12 protein-coding genes are annotated in these 15,526 nt (G+C 31.2%); 8 read left to right on the top strand and 4 right to left on the bottom strand.

Annotated features, from left to right (window positions below):
- Positions 1-8 precede the first annotated feature (8 nt).
- Both DFR78_RS01920 and DFR78_RS01915 read right to left on the bottom strand, forming a co-directional pair.
- Positions 9-440, bottom strand: a complete 432-nt coding sequence (locus DFR78_RS01920; RefSeq protein WP_158531691.1) for a TetR/AcrR family transcriptional regulator — start codon at positions 438-440, stop codon at positions 9-11.
- Between the two features lie 153 nt (positions 441-593).
- Positions 594-1,934, bottom strand: a complete 1,341-nt coding sequence (locus tag DFR78_RS01915; protein WP_114457150.1) for a phenylacetate--CoA ligase family protein — start codon at positions 1,932-1,934, stop codon at positions 594-596.
- 253 nt (positions 1,935-2,187) lie between these two features.
- Between DFR78_RS01915 and DFR78_RS01910 the strand changes: the two genes are divergently transcribed.
- Entirely contained in the window at positions 2,188-3,882 is a 1,695-nt protein-coding gene (locus DFR78_RS01910) for a SulP family inorganic anion transporter (RefSeq protein ID WP_114457149.1), read from the top strand.
- Between the two features lie 160 nt (positions 3,883-4,042).
- Here DFR78_RS01910 and hydE read toward each other — a convergent pair whose 3' ends face one another.
- Positions 4,043-5,086, bottom strand: a complete 1,044-nt coding sequence (hydE, locus tag DFR78_RS01905) for a [FeFe] hydrogenase H-cluster radical SAM maturase HydE (RefSeq protein WP_114457148.1) — start codon at positions 5,084-5,086, stop codon at positions 4,043-4,045.
- Between the two features lie 402 nt (positions 5,087-5,488).
- Between hydE and DFR78_RS01900 the strand changes: the two genes are divergently transcribed.
- Genes DFR78_RS01900 through DFR78_RS01890 form a run of 3 tightly spaced genes read left to right on the top strand, consistent with a single transcriptional unit; the run spans position 5,489 to position 9,083 of the window.
- The gene (locus DFR78_RS01900) at positions 5,489-6,463 is read left to right on the top strand and encodes a GGDEF domain-containing protein (protein ID WP_158531690.1); all 975 of its coding nucleotides are present in this window, start codon (positions 5,489-5,491) and stop codon (positions 6,461-6,463) included.
- Positions 6,456-7,043, top strand: a complete 588-nt coding sequence (locus tag DFR78_RS01895; RefSeq protein WP_114457146.1) for an HD-GYP domain-containing protein — start codon at positions 6,456-6,458, stop codon at positions 7,041-7,043. The genes DFR78_RS01900 and DFR78_RS01895 overlap by 8 nt, the downstream gene beginning before the upstream one ends.
- 30 nt (positions 7,044-7,073) lie before the next feature.
- Positions 7,074-9,083 (top strand): methyl-accepting chemotaxis protein, encoded by a 2,010-nt coding sequence (locus tag DFR78_RS01890; protein WP_158531689.1) that lies wholly within the window; start codon positions 7,074-7,076, stop codon positions 9,081-9,083.
- A 96-nt stretch (positions 9,084-9,179) separates the two neighbouring features.
- Here the strand turns inward: DFR78_RS01890 and DFR78_RS01885 are convergent, their stop codons facing one another.
- The gene (locus tag DFR78_RS01885; protein ID WP_114457144.1) at positions 9,180-10,052 is read right to left on the bottom strand and encodes a LysR family transcriptional regulator; all 873 of its coding nucleotides are present in this window, start codon (positions 10,050-10,052) and stop codon (positions 9,180-9,182) included.
- A 164-nt stretch (positions 10,053-10,216) separates the two neighbouring features.
- On the opposite strand from DFR78_RS01885, the gene DFR78_RS01880 reads away from it, so the two are divergent.
- The 4 genes from DFR78_RS01880 (at position 10,217) to DFR78_RS12105 (ending at position 15,505) form a co-directional block, all read left to right on the top strand.
- Positions 10,217-14,017, top strand: a complete 3,801-nt coding sequence (locus DFR78_RS01880; RefSeq protein WP_114457143.1) for a phosphoribosylformylglycinamidine synthase — start codon at positions 10,217-10,219, stop codon at positions 14,015-14,017.
- A 215-nt stretch (positions 14,018-14,232) separates the two neighbouring features.
- Positions 14,233-14,553, top strand: coding sequence for a hypothetical protein (locus DFR78_RS12115; RefSeq protein WP_233486940.1), 321 nt, complete (start codon positions 14,233-14,235; stop codon positions 14,551-14,553).
- A gap of 26 nt (positions 14,554-14,579) precedes the next feature.
- The gene (locus DFR78_RS12110; protein ID WP_233486939.1) at positions 14,580-14,828 is read left to right on the top strand and encodes a hypothetical protein; all 249 of its coding nucleotides are present in this window, start codon (positions 14,580-14,582) and stop codon (positions 14,826-14,828) included.
- A complete protein-coding gene (locus DFR78_RS12105) occupies positions 14,822-15,505 on the top strand; it encodes a transposase (protein ID WP_369834878.1) in 684 nt (227 codons plus the stop codon). The genes DFR78_RS12110 and DFR78_RS12105 overlap by 7 nt, the downstream gene beginning before the upstream one ends.
- Positions 15,506-15,526 lie beyond the last annotated feature (21 nt).

The raw sequence follows: 15,526 nt of genomic DNA, 5'->3' as shown, positions 1-15,526 counted from the left end.
TTTCTGCTTTAGCCCCCTTTTTTATACCTTTTTTTTTCTTTAATCTGTAGTAATATCTGATCTACTATATCTAATAATTCAGATCGCAGCCGGGTTACAATTTTTTCTTCTTTATTATTTATATTTTTTTTAATAATTTCATCTATTATACCTTTTGATTTGTTAATTTCATCATAGAGATGGGTAATAAATACATTCAGATCGAGTTTGTCTTTTTCTAAATATTTATCAAAAAATTTTTTGTTATGATTAATTTTTTCTTCAATAACTTTTATAAATAACTCCTCTTTATTAGCATAATAATTATATAATGTTCCAACAGCAATACCGGTTTCTTCAGCAACAATTTTCATAGTAACATCAGCATAGCCTCTTTCAGAAAATAGTTGAGATGCTGTTTTATATATTTTATTCCTTAAATTATTGATAATTTTAGGCAAAACATTCACCACCTACTTTAAAAAATTCACGTTATTTTAATGAACTCATATTCATAATGTTTTATGAACTTATATTCATTATATATTATGAAAATGAATATGTCAAACTTTTGTGAATTTTAAAATAAAGGACGAACTGCAGTTTTAATGAGTTTATTTAAATTCTTTTTTAATCAATTTAAATTTACCGGTAGTACCTGCACTGTCTATATTTTTAACTTTTTTTATCCTAAAATTAACATTTTGCAGATTTTTACTCTGAAGTATTTTTGTTAATTCTTCTTTTATTTTCACTATTACATCTTCATTTTCACTTTCCTTTTTAATAACCGCCTTGAAAATAAAGGAAGTTTCACCCGTCTGTATCACCTGATATTTAGTCAATCCTCTAATATATAACTCTACAAATATTATCGGATGAATAAACTCTTTTTTTCCAGCTTGATTTTTAAACCATAATATATCCTCCTGGCGTCCGATAATTTCTTTTACCTTGTTAAAAGGCCATCTATCTTCATTTTTCCGTTCATTTACCGATACCAGTAAATCAGACATTCGATATCGTATAAGTGGTTGGGTATAATTATAGAGATTTGTTAGGTAATAGCCCTCTTCCGCAGTTTCAATATAATTAGCATCATCAAAAATATATAAATGATTAAACTCCTCTTTTTTTACTCCGATCACCAGGGACTCTGAGGCAGCATAATAATTAATAAGAGAAGTATCCCAGGTCCTTTTAATAAATTTCCTGGCTGCTGCTGTCAGCGGTTCACCCCCGCAAATTACTACCTCTGGTGATATATCTATTTTGCCAGCTCTCTGCATTTCAGCTAGAACCTTGATCCCAAAAGGATAACCTGTAAGATTATGAGGACGGCATTCATTTAACTTTTGACAATAATCTTCTAGAGGATGATTAATATTAATGACCAGATACTGTTTATAGAAGTATTCCTCCAGAGCATTAACCGGGCTTAAAAAAAGGCTGACCCCAGCATAATGACCATCTGCTGCTCCAATAAAAGCATATCTTTTTCTCTTAAGACCAAAATTAGTAAATAATCTCAAAGAAAGAGCTTTGATAAAATCCCACTCCTTTGAATTATAAAGAAAATATCCAATTTTGCCTGAAGAACCAGAGCTATGAATAACATGATATTTATTATTTAACTTGCTAACAGGAGAAGGGGAATTTTCAAGAAAAGAAGCAATCTTATCACAGCTGATATTTTTATCCGTTACTAATTTATCATAATTTTCCATCATTATATTTTTATCAAGAACTGGAAGATCTGAGTGCTTAATCTCTGACAGGTCTTTTTCCTTAATTCCGTGGGCTGAATAAAAGTCATGATAAAAGGGAGAATTGTTATAAGCATAATACAGCAGCTTTCTAAATTTATTTTCTCTCAGTTTTAATATTTCACTTCGACTTTTATTTAAATTTTTATCAAGCTTATATTTATAATACAGCACTCTTGGTAGACTCATAATATTCTCTCCTTAAAATAAGAATATCATACAATTTTATGCAATTCTATAAAATACTTATAATTCTTTCAAAAAAGAAAAATAAATTATTCCCAAGTTCACCCGGGTAATTCAGGCATCCAGAAATTACTTATCCTGTTCTTTGCATATCTAAAATTAAATTATAAAATCCTTTTTTCAATTGAAAGTTTCTGGTGAGCCTGTTAAACTAAAAGCAGATAAAATTAAATCAAAAAAGCCGGGGTGAAAAACCGTGCAAAATATAAAAAAATTGTTTAAAAAATACCAAAATGATATGCTGAGCGGGTTAACAACAGCAACCATTGCTTTACCGCAAAATATGGCTTATGCTTTAATTCTAGGTATCAATCCAATTTACGGATTTTATGCTTCTATATTTTCAATGCTAACTGCTTCTATTTTCAATCTTTCAGCTTATATAATTGTAGGCCCTACTAATATGATGGCAGTTGCTCTCTTCAGTAGTTTAAGTAATTTTCAGGGTGAAAATTATCTGCAGGTAATATTTCTGACCACATTTTTAATTGGACTCTTTCAATTTTTGCTGGTTAGTTTTAATTTAAGTGAATTAATCAAATATGTATCTCATCCAGTAGTTGTTGCTCTTTCACATGGAGCTGCAGTTTTGATTTTATTCTCTCAGATTGAAAATTTAACCGGTGTCAGTGTCTCAGGTTCCAATGTGATCACCAAAGGCTGGCAGTTTATCCAGCATATATCTCAGCTCAATTACCTTAATCTGGGAGTCGGAATTTTAACTCTGATTTTAATTTATACAATCCCCTTAATCAAAAAATCTCTGCCCGAATATCTATTAACTGTTGTAATTATGTCCCTGCTGACTGCTCTGACAGGTATTAATGGTTCTATACCTCTTGTTGGTGAAATACCAAGAAAGTTAATTGATTTCAATCTGATAAATTTTGACTGGAATTTAATCGGTCAGCTTTATACCAAAGCTTTTTCAATCGCTTTATTAGGACTGATTCAGACAATGGCTGTTCTGCAGTCCCTGGCTTTAAAAACTGGAGAAGAGCCCAATTATGACAGGGAATTTAGAAGCCAGGGGATTACAAATATGGTAATCCCATTTTTTAGCGGTTTTGCTGTTTCTTCTTCTTTTGCAAAAACTTTTGCCAATTTGAGTGCAGGAGCCAAACATAGAGCTTCTCAATTTTTCTGTGCCCTATCAATTATAATTTTTATTTTGTTTTTCCGACATCTTTTAGCCTATATTCCAGTTTCTGTTTTAGCAGGTCTCATTATAGCTGCAGCTATAGGTATCTTAGATTTTAAAGAAGTAATTAAAAATTTAAAAACTACCAAAGGCGATGCTTTGACTTTTGGAACAACCTTTATTGCTACTATTGTGCTGCCAAATATTGACCAGGCAATATATTTTGGTGTTATGGTTTCCCTGGTTGTTGTGTTACAGATCTCCAAAAAAGCTGATATTGAAATGCTCTATTATGACAAAAAGGATGATGATCAGGGTTATCATCTCCACCATGTAAACCATGATGATGCTGATAAGTCCGAAATTTTAGCTCAGCAGGCCAGAGTTATTGATTTAAAAGGTGTTGTCCACTTTAGTGCTGCTGATGATCTAAAAAATCAGCTGGAAGAGTTTTTTGAACCTAATACAGATTTTATTATCCGTTTTCGCAATGTGAGCAGAATTGATATCACAATCATTGGTGTTTTGGAAGAATTTATAGATAAAGTCCAGTCCAGTGGTGGTGAGGTTATGCTGACCGGGGTTAGTGAGAGAATTCTTAAGATGTTTAGAAAAATTGGACTGGCCGATAAGGTCGGTGAAGACAATATTTATCTGCCGGAATCTGAATATTTTGCAGCAACCCATAAGGCTCTAGATTTCAGCCATAAAGGATTTGGCGAAGAGGAAAATTCAAAAGATGATAAATAATGATCAACATACAGATGAGGATGAGGAAAATGAGAAAAAAGAATAATTAAATAAACAGCTTAAACTCCCATCGGCACTATTAAAGTTAATTTAACTGCAGCCTGAATGGGAGCTTTTTTCTTTTAAAACCGTATTTCATTTTTTATTTTATTAATTATTTTTATTTTCTCAGACTGTGTCCTTTATTCTGACTGACAAAACGACCGAGAGAAGCAATGATTCCTCCAATACACTGGCGGCAGTCCCCTGCCTCTTCGTTAATACAGATCTTTCCTGGATAAATCTGATATTTTTCCCGATACTGAGAGTCAGTTACATTGGGCATTACCACATTAGCACCTGCCATTAGAGCTTTCTGTCTGCCTTCGACATCAATTGTACCCAGAGCGGTTGTTGCCGGTATATGGGCCAGCGGCAGCAGCAGCCTGCTTAGAGCTGTAAATTTTAAAGTCATTTCCACCGTACCTGTTTTGCTTTCAGCAAGTGGTGTCTTCTCGTGTGGAATAAAAGGGCCGGAGCCAATCATATCAAGCTCTAATTTTTGTGAAAGAAGTAGATCTTCAGCTAAAATTTCAGGAGTCTGTCCAGGCAGATCAATTATGACTCCACTTCCGATCTGATAGCCAATTTTTTTTAAGTATTTTAAACTTTCAATTCTATTTTCAAAACTCATACCTGGATGATATTTTTCATAAAGGCGCTGATCTGCAGTTTCATGTTTTAAAAGATAGCGATCAGCACCAGCTTCCCGCCAGAGTTTATAGGCAGCAAAATCTCTTTCTCCCAGGCTTAAAGTAATTGCCATTCCGGTTGTATTTTTAATTTCTTTAATAATTTCTGTAATTTGAGCTGTCGGGTATTCATCTTCTCCCGACTGCAGCACAACGGTCTGATAGCCAAGTTCAGCTGCCATCTGAGCAGTTTTAATAATTTCTTCTTTTTTCAGCTGATAACGCTGCAGATGCTGATTGTCTTTACGCAGACCACAGTAATAACAGTTCCGCCTGCAGTAATTTGAAAACTCAATAATTGCCCGTAAATGGACCTCATCTTCACAAATTTCTTTTCTCTTCTGATCTGCTTTTTGCAGCAGATAATCAAGTTGATTAATATCTGCTGCCAGCAGTGAAGTGATTTCTTCTTTATTTAATTCTGCCTTATCATAGGCTTTATCAACCAGCCTTTTTATTTCAAATTGATTCAACTAAACCACCTCTTCTTTTTTTTGTTCCACTTTAATTTTATTCTGCTGCTAGATTTTCAGCACTTCTGAAAAAATTACAAAGTTTGATTCATCAACTTATACAGCCAGATAATACACATTTTATAATTAAACATTTTTATCAGATATTTAAAATCAGCAGTGCTATATAGCTTTATGATATTTTAATTATATCATATTTAAGCATGGATACCCAAGTTTAAAGGCTTTGTTTGAGTAATATTTTTGTGAATTAGATTTATTTTAAATTATTTTAGATTTTTCTCAGTTTAATTATATTCGTTCCAATTATCTTGAAATTTACAATAAATTAACTTTTGCTTTACAAATATGCAAAAAAATAATGGTATGGTAATAATAAGAAATAAGAAAAGGGGTATAATAATGTTCCTTCATATTATTGGAGATATCGCCAGAGAGAATAATAGTGTTACAGTTTGCAGTTCAACTCAGACAAAAGAAGTTGTTAGTATTTTTAACGAAAGAAATATTCAGAGTATAGTGGTTCTTGATAATCAAACTGTTGTTGGACTGGTTATGAGAGATCATCTTTTTTATCGCCTTGGAAGTCAATTTGGCTATAATCTTTATATGAAAAAAAGAATTACAAAAGTTATGGATACTGATCCATTAATTGTAGATTATAATGATTCTGTTTTTAGAGTTTCAAATCTTGCTATGAATCGTCCTCAAGAAAAAATATATGATTCAATAATAGTATGTAAGGATAATTATTTTCATTCTATAATATCGATTAAAAATCTTCTTCTGGAAGTTTCAAAATTAAAGATAAAAGAGGCACGCAATGCTAATCCACTCACTGGATTACCGGGGAACTATATGATCGAATTAAAATTGAGAGAAAAAATTAAAGAAAAAGAAATTTTTTCTTTATTGTATATAGATCTTGATAATTTTAAAGCTTACAATGATAATTATGGATATCAAAAAGGTGATCAGATTTTAAAATTTACAGCTTCAATATTAAGGAAAACAGCTAAAGAAATCGCCCCAGACAGTTTTATTGGTCATATTGGTGGTGATGATTTTGTAGTAATTACAAATGTAGAATCTGATAGAAAATTTGCAGAAAGAGTAATTGAAAAATTTGATAAAAATGTAAAACAGTTTTTTAACAAAAGTGATATAGAAAAAGGATATATAACCTGCTTGGATAGGCAAAAAAGAATTGTAAATACACCGCTAACTTCTATCTCAATTGCTATCATATCAAATGAGTTTAGAAAGATAGAAAATTATTTAGAAGTAAGTGATAGAGCAGCTGAAATAAAAAAACTTGTAAAAGAAAAAATAGGAAGTAATTTTTTAAAAGACAGGAGAGAAAATATTAATGTATAATCTCGATTATATAAAAAATATTAAACTAAATTACAGCTATTCAGATTTATTAAAAAAAATAATTAAAGAAAATGATAATGATATATATATTCACAGTCAGAGGCTTAAAGAGCCGGCATATAGATTAGGAAAAATATTTGAATTTAATTCATCAGAAATAAAAGATTTACTGCTCCTTGCTGAGCTGCATGATGTAGGTAAAATTATAATTAGGAAAAGTATTTTAAACAAAGATGATTCTCTGGATAGCAAAGAATGGCAGAAGATTAGGGAACACCCTTTAGCAGGCTTTCAAATTGCCTATAACTCATTTACTTTAATGAATGTTGCTGAAGGGATATTAACTCATCATGAATGGTGGAATGGTAAAGGCTATCCTTTAGGATTAAAAAAAGAAGAAATCCCCTTAATGGCAAGAATAATATCAGTTGTTGATGCATATGATGTTATGAAATATGGACGGAAATACAAAAAAGCTATGAGCAAAAAAAAAATAATAGAAGAGCTTAAAAAATCATCAGGAGTTCAATTTGATCCTCTGGTAGTAAGGAAATTTGTTAATCTTATCTCAACAAAATAAAATATTTTAAGTTAAAATATTTAGGAGTTGGTGACTATTAAATTTGCTGAAAAAAAATTAAATTTTAATAAAAAAATACATAGTATAAAATTTAAGATAATTTTAGTTGTTATTATAATTGTTTGTCTTTCGCTTTTTACTTTAGGATATATTATCACAAAAAATATAAGCAGTGAAATTAAAGCAGAAACTCATAATAATAATTTAGAAATTGCAGGAATTATTGAAAATAAAACAAAAGAGTTTTTTCAAGGTGCAGAAAAATCTTTAAATAGAGTTGCTGAAAATTATGGAATTAGGTCTAACAATCAGCCTGATCTTGTTGCTAAAAGAAAATTTAGAGAAGAGATGAAAAATTATAATTATTTTAATGCTATGTTTTTTCTAGGTACTGATGGTACATATACCGTTTTATCAAATGAGCAAAATATTAATAATGATTTTTTACAAAGAAATTACTGGTTGAAGAAAGCAAGAAACAGAAAAGAATTTTTCTGGACATCAACTCACCTGGATATTACAGGCGGGAAAAATACTATCTCAGCAGTTAAGCCTGTTTTTGACTATTCAAATAATTTTATTGGAATAATAGGAGCTGATCTGTCGCCAGATAATTTAAGTGAAGTAATAAAATGGAAAATTGGAGAAAATGGTTTTGTATATTTGATAGATAATAAAGCTAAAGTAATAGCACATACTAATAAAAAATTATTAGAAAAAAAATTAGATATGAGCAGTTACCTTGATCTGAATCAATTATTTGCAAGTGATGATATAGAATTATTTTCGTATAATGGAGAAGAGTACCTACTTTCTCATATAAAAATAGATACTATTGGTGGGGCTTTAATGGCTCAGGTTCCTGCTGCTCAGGCCTATCAGCTGATAGATAAAATAAAAAAGATAATATTTATTAGTGCGTTAATAATAGTCATTATACTGATCACTCTGCTCTACATTTTTATACATAGAACTTTGATAGTTCCAATTTTAGATTTAAACAATAAGCTGAAGAAGACAGAAAAGGGAAATTTTGATTTAGACTTCAAGCTTGATAAAAAAGATGAGATTGCAGATTTAGCAAAAAGCTCTGGTGATTTAATTAATAAAATAAAAATGATGATAGATAATATTGAGAACTTATCCAGTCAAGTTAGTTTTTCTTCTGATAATATTAATAAAGCTACTTCTGGATTAATGAAATCAACACAATCAAATCAAAAAATCTTTGATAAAGTCAAAAATGCAGCTGACAGGCAGGAAAATAATATTGAAGAGGTTCACAAAAAAATTATCTCACTTAATAATGATATAAAAGAAATTAAGGAAAACAATGATACTTTAACTGATAGTTCTGTACTAATGAATGAAAAAACTGCTAAAGGTGAAAAAAGCATAAAGAATGTAAAAAAACAGATGAATATTATTAAAGAAAAAATTGATATAGTTTCTCAGGATATAGGATCTTTAGTCTCATTATCGGAAGATATAGATAATATTTTATCTATAATAAATGGAATTGCTGAGCAGACAAATCTATTGGCCTTAAATGCTTCAATAGAAGCTGCCAGGGCTGGTAATGCTGGCAGAGGATTTTCTGTAGTTGCAGAAGAAATTCGCGATCTTTCCGAAGAATCAAGAAATTCCGCAGAGAAAATATCAAAATTAATTGAGAAGATTAAAATTGAAACACATAAAGCTGGAGAAAATATGCGTTCTGGAAAAAAAGAGTTAAATAAGGGAATTGAAAGAGTAGAAACAAATAGCAAAAATTATTTAGAGATTAATAATTCACTTAAAAAAGTAAATAATGTTATAGATAAATCCTATCAATCGGCAGCAGATGCAGATGAAGCAGTAAAGGATATACTTGAGACAATGGAAGATATATCTAGAATCTCACAGAAAAATGCTGATTTATCATCAGAAGCACAGGAAAGAAGTGAAGACCAGCTTAATGAAATAAAAGATATTGATCAACAGTCAGAAAGCCTGATAAATATAGTAGAAAAATTAAAAAAATTGGTCAAAAGTGTTTAAAAAATTAAATTGACCGAAAAATGAGTTAGAGACGCAAATACCCTTTTTGTGGGAGAACCTTTAATGAACCTTTAATTTTTAAAATAAAGGTCAGGGTTAGAAAAGCTCAATAAATTTTTCGGCTGCATTTGTAAGTGGAATATTTTTATTTCTGATTACGGCTAATTTTCTTTTTGCAATTTTTTCTTTAATATCCAATTTGAAAAGGCCTTCTTTTTTAAGGTCCAGAGAATAATCAGGCACATATGCTATACCGAGTCCGATTTTAGCCATTTCTATCAAGAGGTCAACACTTCCCAACTCAATTTTAGCCTCAATTTCTATTCCATATTTATTTAAGTATTTTTCTAAAAATTTGCGAGTAGTTGTTTTCTCTTCCAGCATAAGAAGAGGATAACTGCTTAATTTTTTAAGATTTATTGTCTTTTTATTTAGTTCATTATATTCTTTTCCACCTATAAAAATATCATTAAAACTGTAAATTTCTTTAACCTTCATACTGGATGTTACTTTATCATTGGGAAGATTACTGATTATTAAATCAACAGTATTTTGTTTAAGAAGCTCTATACATGTACTTGAAGTTCTATTTGTGATAAGCAGGTGTATATTAGGATAGAGTTTATGAAATTTATTTAAATGTGGCAGCAAAAAATCTTTTGATATTGTATCATTTGCTCCAATATGAAGTTCTCCTCTTTGAAGAGCATTAATTTCTCTAATGCTTTTTTCTCCACTTTTTATCAGATTAAATGCCGGCTCAACATGCTCGAGCAGTAAACTACCAGATTTACTTAAACTAACATTTTTGGTTGAACGTATAAAAAGTTCTGTATTAAGTTCTTTTTCCAGGGATTTTATATTCTGGCTAACTGCTGACTGGGAAATATAGAGTTTAGAAGCTGCTTTTGAAAAACTTAAATATTTGGCCACAAAATAAAAGACCTTGTATAATTCATAATTAAGCATTAATTACCTCTCCTTATTAATTATATTAGAATTATTAATTTTACTTCTTAATTATATCAGAATATAATCAAATTGAAAAGAAAGACTGACACGGATGGATTTTACCCAAATTTTTAAAGATAGTAATAAAAATCCAATAATAATGCAAAAAAGGAGATTAAAAAATGTCAGAAATCAAGAGAGTTTATGTGGAAAAAAAAGATGACTATAATATAGAAGTAGAAAATATTTTAAGTGATTTTAAAGAAAGTTTATTACTTAATAAACTAGAAGATTTACGGATTTTAAATAGATATGATATTACAAATATTTCTGACTCAGCTTTTAAAGATGCCTGTAAAATAATTCTGGCAGAAGCACCTGTTGATAATCTATATTATGATAAACTAGAGATCAAAAAAGATGAAAAGATCTTTGCAGTAGAATATCTCCCCGGGCAATATGACCAGAGAGCCGATTCAGCAGAACAATGTATACAGATTCTAAACAGCAGAGAAAAGCCTCAGGTAAGAACAGCTCAGGTTTTTATCTTAAAAGGAGATATCTCTGATAAGGAAATCGAAAAAATAAAGGAATATTATATAAATCCGGTTGATTCTAGAGAAGCAAAATTAGAAAAACCCGATAAACTTAAAATAGATTATCATCTGCCAGAAAAAGTAGATATAATTGATGAATTTATTAATAAAGATGAAAAAGAATTAAATAAAATGATCGATAAATTAGGACTTGCCATGAGCATAGAAGATTTAAAACATATTCAAATATATTTTAGGGAGGAAGAAAGTAGAAATCCAACTATAACTGAAATTAGAGTTCTTGATACTTACTGGTCAGACCACTGCCGTCATACAACTTTTTTGACCGAAATTGAAGATGTCGAAATAGAAAAAAATGAATTTACTCAAGAAATAGAAAAAGCCTATAGGGAGTATCTGGCTGGAAGACAAAAAATATATGCTGGAAAAGAAAAAGATATTTCTTTAATGGATATTGCTCTGCTGGCAGGAAAAGAACTGAGAGCAGAAGGGAAACTTGAAGATTTGGAGATTTCAGATGAGGTTAATGCTGCAAGTATAGAGGTTAAAGTTGATGTTGATGGAAAAGAAGAAGACTGGTTAGTCATGTTCAAAAATGAAACACATAATCATCCGACCGAAATTGAACCATTTGGTGGAGCTGCAACCTGTCTGGGAGGAGCTATTAGAGATCCTCTGTCAGGGCGTTCTTATGTTTATCAGGCAATGCGTGTTACAGGAGCAGGTGATCCAAGAACTCCAGTAGAAAAAACATTAAACGGTAAACTGCCTCAAAAGAAGATTGTACAGGAAGCAGCAGAGGGATATAGTTCTTATGGAAATCAGATAGGACTTGCTACAGGTATAGTAGACGAAATATATGATGAAAAATATATTGCCAAACATATGGAAATAGGCGCGGTAATTTCTGCAGCCCCTAAAGAAAATGTAGTAAGAGGTAGTGCAGAAAATGGAGACAAGATAATTTTACTTGGGGGGAAAACTGGAAGAGATGGCTGTGGTGGAGCCACAGGTTCATCAAAAGTTCATACAGAAGATTCTATAGAAGAAAGCAGTGCGGAAGTACAGAAGGGTAATCCTCCCACTGAAAGAAAAATACAGAGATTATTTAGAAATCCTGAAGCAAGTCGAAAGATGAAAGTCTGTAATGATTTTGGAGCAGGAGGAGTTTCTGTAGCCATTGGTGAATTAGCAGATTCTCTTGAAATAGATTTAAATAAAGTGCCCAAAAAATATGAAGGGCTTGATGGAACAGAGCTTGCCATTTCAGAATCACAGGAGAGAATGGCAGTTGTAGTAGATAAAGATGATGTTAAAGAGTTTATAAAACTTGCTGAAGCAGAAAATCTTGAAGCAGCAGTTGTAGCAGAGGTAAAAGACAACAGACGATTAATAATGAAGTGGAATAATGATAATATTGTTGATTTAAGCAGAGCTTTTCTAAATACACATGGTGCTTCACAGAAAAGCAGAGTGAAAGTTAAAGAACCAGCAGCAGATAAAAATTATTTTAAAAATAGTATAAATAAAAGATTAAAAGGCACAGAAAATTTAAAAGAAAAATGGCTTAAAAATTTATCTGATATAAATGTGGCCAGCAAAAAAGGCTTAATAGAAAAATTTGATAGTACAGTTGGGGCTGGAACTGTCCTGATGCCTTTTGGAGGTAAATATCAGCTGACACCTTCTCAATCTATGGCAGCTAAAATACCGCTCATAAAAGGTGAAACAAATACAGCTACTATAATGAGCTATGGGTATAATCCTAAATTGACAACCTGGAGTCCTTTTCATGGGGCATTATATGCTGTGATAGAATCAATTGCAAAAATTACTGCTGCAGGTGGTGACTATAGAAACATTAGATTTACTTTTCAGGAGTATTTTGAACGCCTCTATGATAATCCAGAGCGCTGGGGAAAACCTTTTAGTGCATTACTTGGGGCATATTTTGCACAGAAGAGATTCGGATTACCTGCAGTTGGTGGTAAAGATAGTATGTCAGGAACATTTAAAGATATGGATGTACCTCCTACTTTGGTTTCTTTTGCAGTCTGTACAGCTGATGCCAATAAAATTATATCAGCTGAGTTTAAAGAGGAAGGAAGCAGGATTGTATATTTACCTGTTGATAGGAAAAAAGATGAGCTGCCTGATATAGAAAAATTAAAAAATAATTATAAAAATGTTAAAGCTTTGATTGATGATGACAAAATCCTTTCAGCTTCTGCTGTCACTCTGGGAGGAATTGCAGAGGCTTTGAGCAAAATGAGCTTTGGTAATAAAATTGTTTTTAATTTAGAGCAGATAGAAAAAAAAGAAAAACTATTTACACCAGAATATGGTGCACTCATAATAGAGATCACAGAAGAAGTTGATTTAGATAGTTATTTTGATGATTATAAAATACTTGGTAGAACAGATATAGGAGAAAATTTAAAAATAGATGGGATTGAAATTCCTATTGAAGATGTTTTAAAAGCATGGAAAAATCCTCTAGAAAAAATATATCCAACTCAACCCAAACATGAGCAAAAAGATAAACTAGAAAGTGACGAAAAAATTAAGCCACTTAAATTTGAACCATACAAAAGAGATAAAGAATTGAGGGCAAGTATAAAAATTGCTCACCCTAATGTACTGATACCGGTCTTTCCTGGTACAAATTGCGAATATGATACAGCAAGACAATTTAGAGAAGCTGGGGGAAAAGTTGAGACCTTTGTATTTAAAAATCTAAATGAGAAACATATAGAAAATTCTATTAAAAAAATGGCTGATTTAATTAATCAATCACAGATAGTGGCTCTCCCTGGTGGTTTTAGCGCTGGAGATGAACCAGATGGTTCAGGAAAGTTTATAGCTGCTGTTTTTCGGAATTCAGTTATAAAAGAAGCAGTAATGAAATTATTAAATAAAAGAGATGGACTTATGCTGGGAATATGTAATGGTTTTCAGGCACTGATTAAACTAGGCCTTCTGCCATATGGAGAGATGCGAGAGCTTACAGATAGCTCTCCAACACTGACCTTTAATACAATAGGCAGACATGTCTCTACTATGGTCCATACCAGAATTGCGTCTGATAAATCTCCCTGGTTCAGCAGTGTAGAAGTTGGAGATATCCATACTGTTCCAGTTTCTCATGGTGAAGGGCGTTTTGTAGCTGATCTGAAGTTAATAGAAAAACTAAGAGCAAATGGTCAGATTGCTGCCCAGTATGTTGATTTTGAAGGAAATCCTTCTATGGATATAGAATTTAATCCTAATGGCTCAATGGCGGCAGTAGAAGCTATCAGCAGCCCTGATGGGAGAATACTGGGTAAAATGGCTCATTCGGAACGAATTGGCAGCAGTGTCTGCAAAAATATCCCAGGTCAAAAAGATCAGAAGATATTTAAAGCTGGTATAGATTATTTCAAATAATATTGAAACTCTGGAGTTCTAAATATAAGGAGTTTCCCCATTTTTTAAAATAGCAAAAACTCAAAGTTATCAACAGGCAAAATTGTGGATAAATCATCCTTGAGAAACTCTTAAAATAGGTTATCCACAGATTACGCAAAAAAGGTGAAACAAGCTCCTGTTTTTGGTATAATTAGTTTACAGAACAAAAAACACCAAAAAGGAGTTGTTTCACCGTGACTAATTATACCAAATTTATCTATGAAATGAAACGAAAAGTAACTAATTTCTCTAAAATAATTACTAAACAATTATCTAAACCTAAATCTAAATTCATTGCTCAAATGATTTATGGACTTTTGCAATCTCAATCAGTTCTTTTAAGTGAGATTTCTCGTGCTCAAAAAGAAAATATACTACTTAAAAAATCCATTGAAAGATTATCCAGAAATCTTGAAAACTTTGATGAGCAAGAGAAATTAATTGATGAATATATAAAAAAGTTAAGCCTCATATTAATGACAATACCGTTTTTTGTTGCGATAAATCAGATCTAGTTAAACCTCACAGCCATGAATTAGAATTGCTTGACAGGGTTAGAGATGGCAGTACTGGTGAAACAGAAAAAGGCTATGATACTTTTGAAATTGCTGCTTTAACTGAAAATAAAGAACTACCTGTTGAAATCTATTCTCGTATCTATTCAAGTCTGGAAAAAGGCTTTAAAAGTCAGAACATTGAAGCCTTTAATGGCCTAAATTTTGTAGAAAAACACTTTGGTAAAAAAGGTATCTATGCCCTTGATAGAGGCTATGATGCTAATAAATACTAAATAAATACTATGAATATTTTTCTAAAGTAAATAAAGATTTTGTAATTAGAGCAAAAGGAAATCGCAATGTCATCTATAAAGGCAAAAGCATAAATATAGAAAAGGTAGCTGCTCTTTACAAGGGAAAATATGCCTATTATTATAAAAATAAAAAGAATAAAGAACGACACTTAAAATTCAGCTATGCTCCGATTAAATTGCCAGCCTTAAAAGATAAAGAGCTGACTCTTGTAATTATTAGAGGTCTAGGTAAAAAACCTATGCTTTTGATTAGTAATGTAAAACCCAAGACCAAAAAACTTACTCTGGCAATCTTAAAATATTATATTAAAAGATGGAAAATAGAAGAATATTTTAGATTCAAAAAGCAAAAATTTGATTTAGAAAATTTCAGAGTTAGATCAATAAAAAGAATTAGAAATCTGGACTTAATTTTATCAATAACCATAGGATTTCTAGCTCTATTTTCAGATAAAAAACGAAAGACAAAACTAAGAATAATAGTTAAGAAAGTTTCAGAAAGAATCTATGATATTCCAGAGTTTGATTATTATGCATTAGCTGATGGAATCAAAGAAATATTGTCTAAATCATATACTGGAATAGCTGCATTTTTAAAGAGTTATTACAAAAAACAACGATCACAAAATCATTTAAGGCTTTTCTTATCCTTGTGACAGTAAGAATAGCTTTTGCTA

This window comes from Halanaerobium sp. MA284_MarDTE_T2 (assembly GCF_003337245.1).
GTDB lineage: Bacteria > Bacillota > Halanaerobiia > Halanaerobiales > Halanaerobiaceae > QPJE01.
The sequence above is the reverse complement of the archived record's forward strand: the minus strand, read 5'-3'. Positions and strand labels throughout refer to the sequence as shown.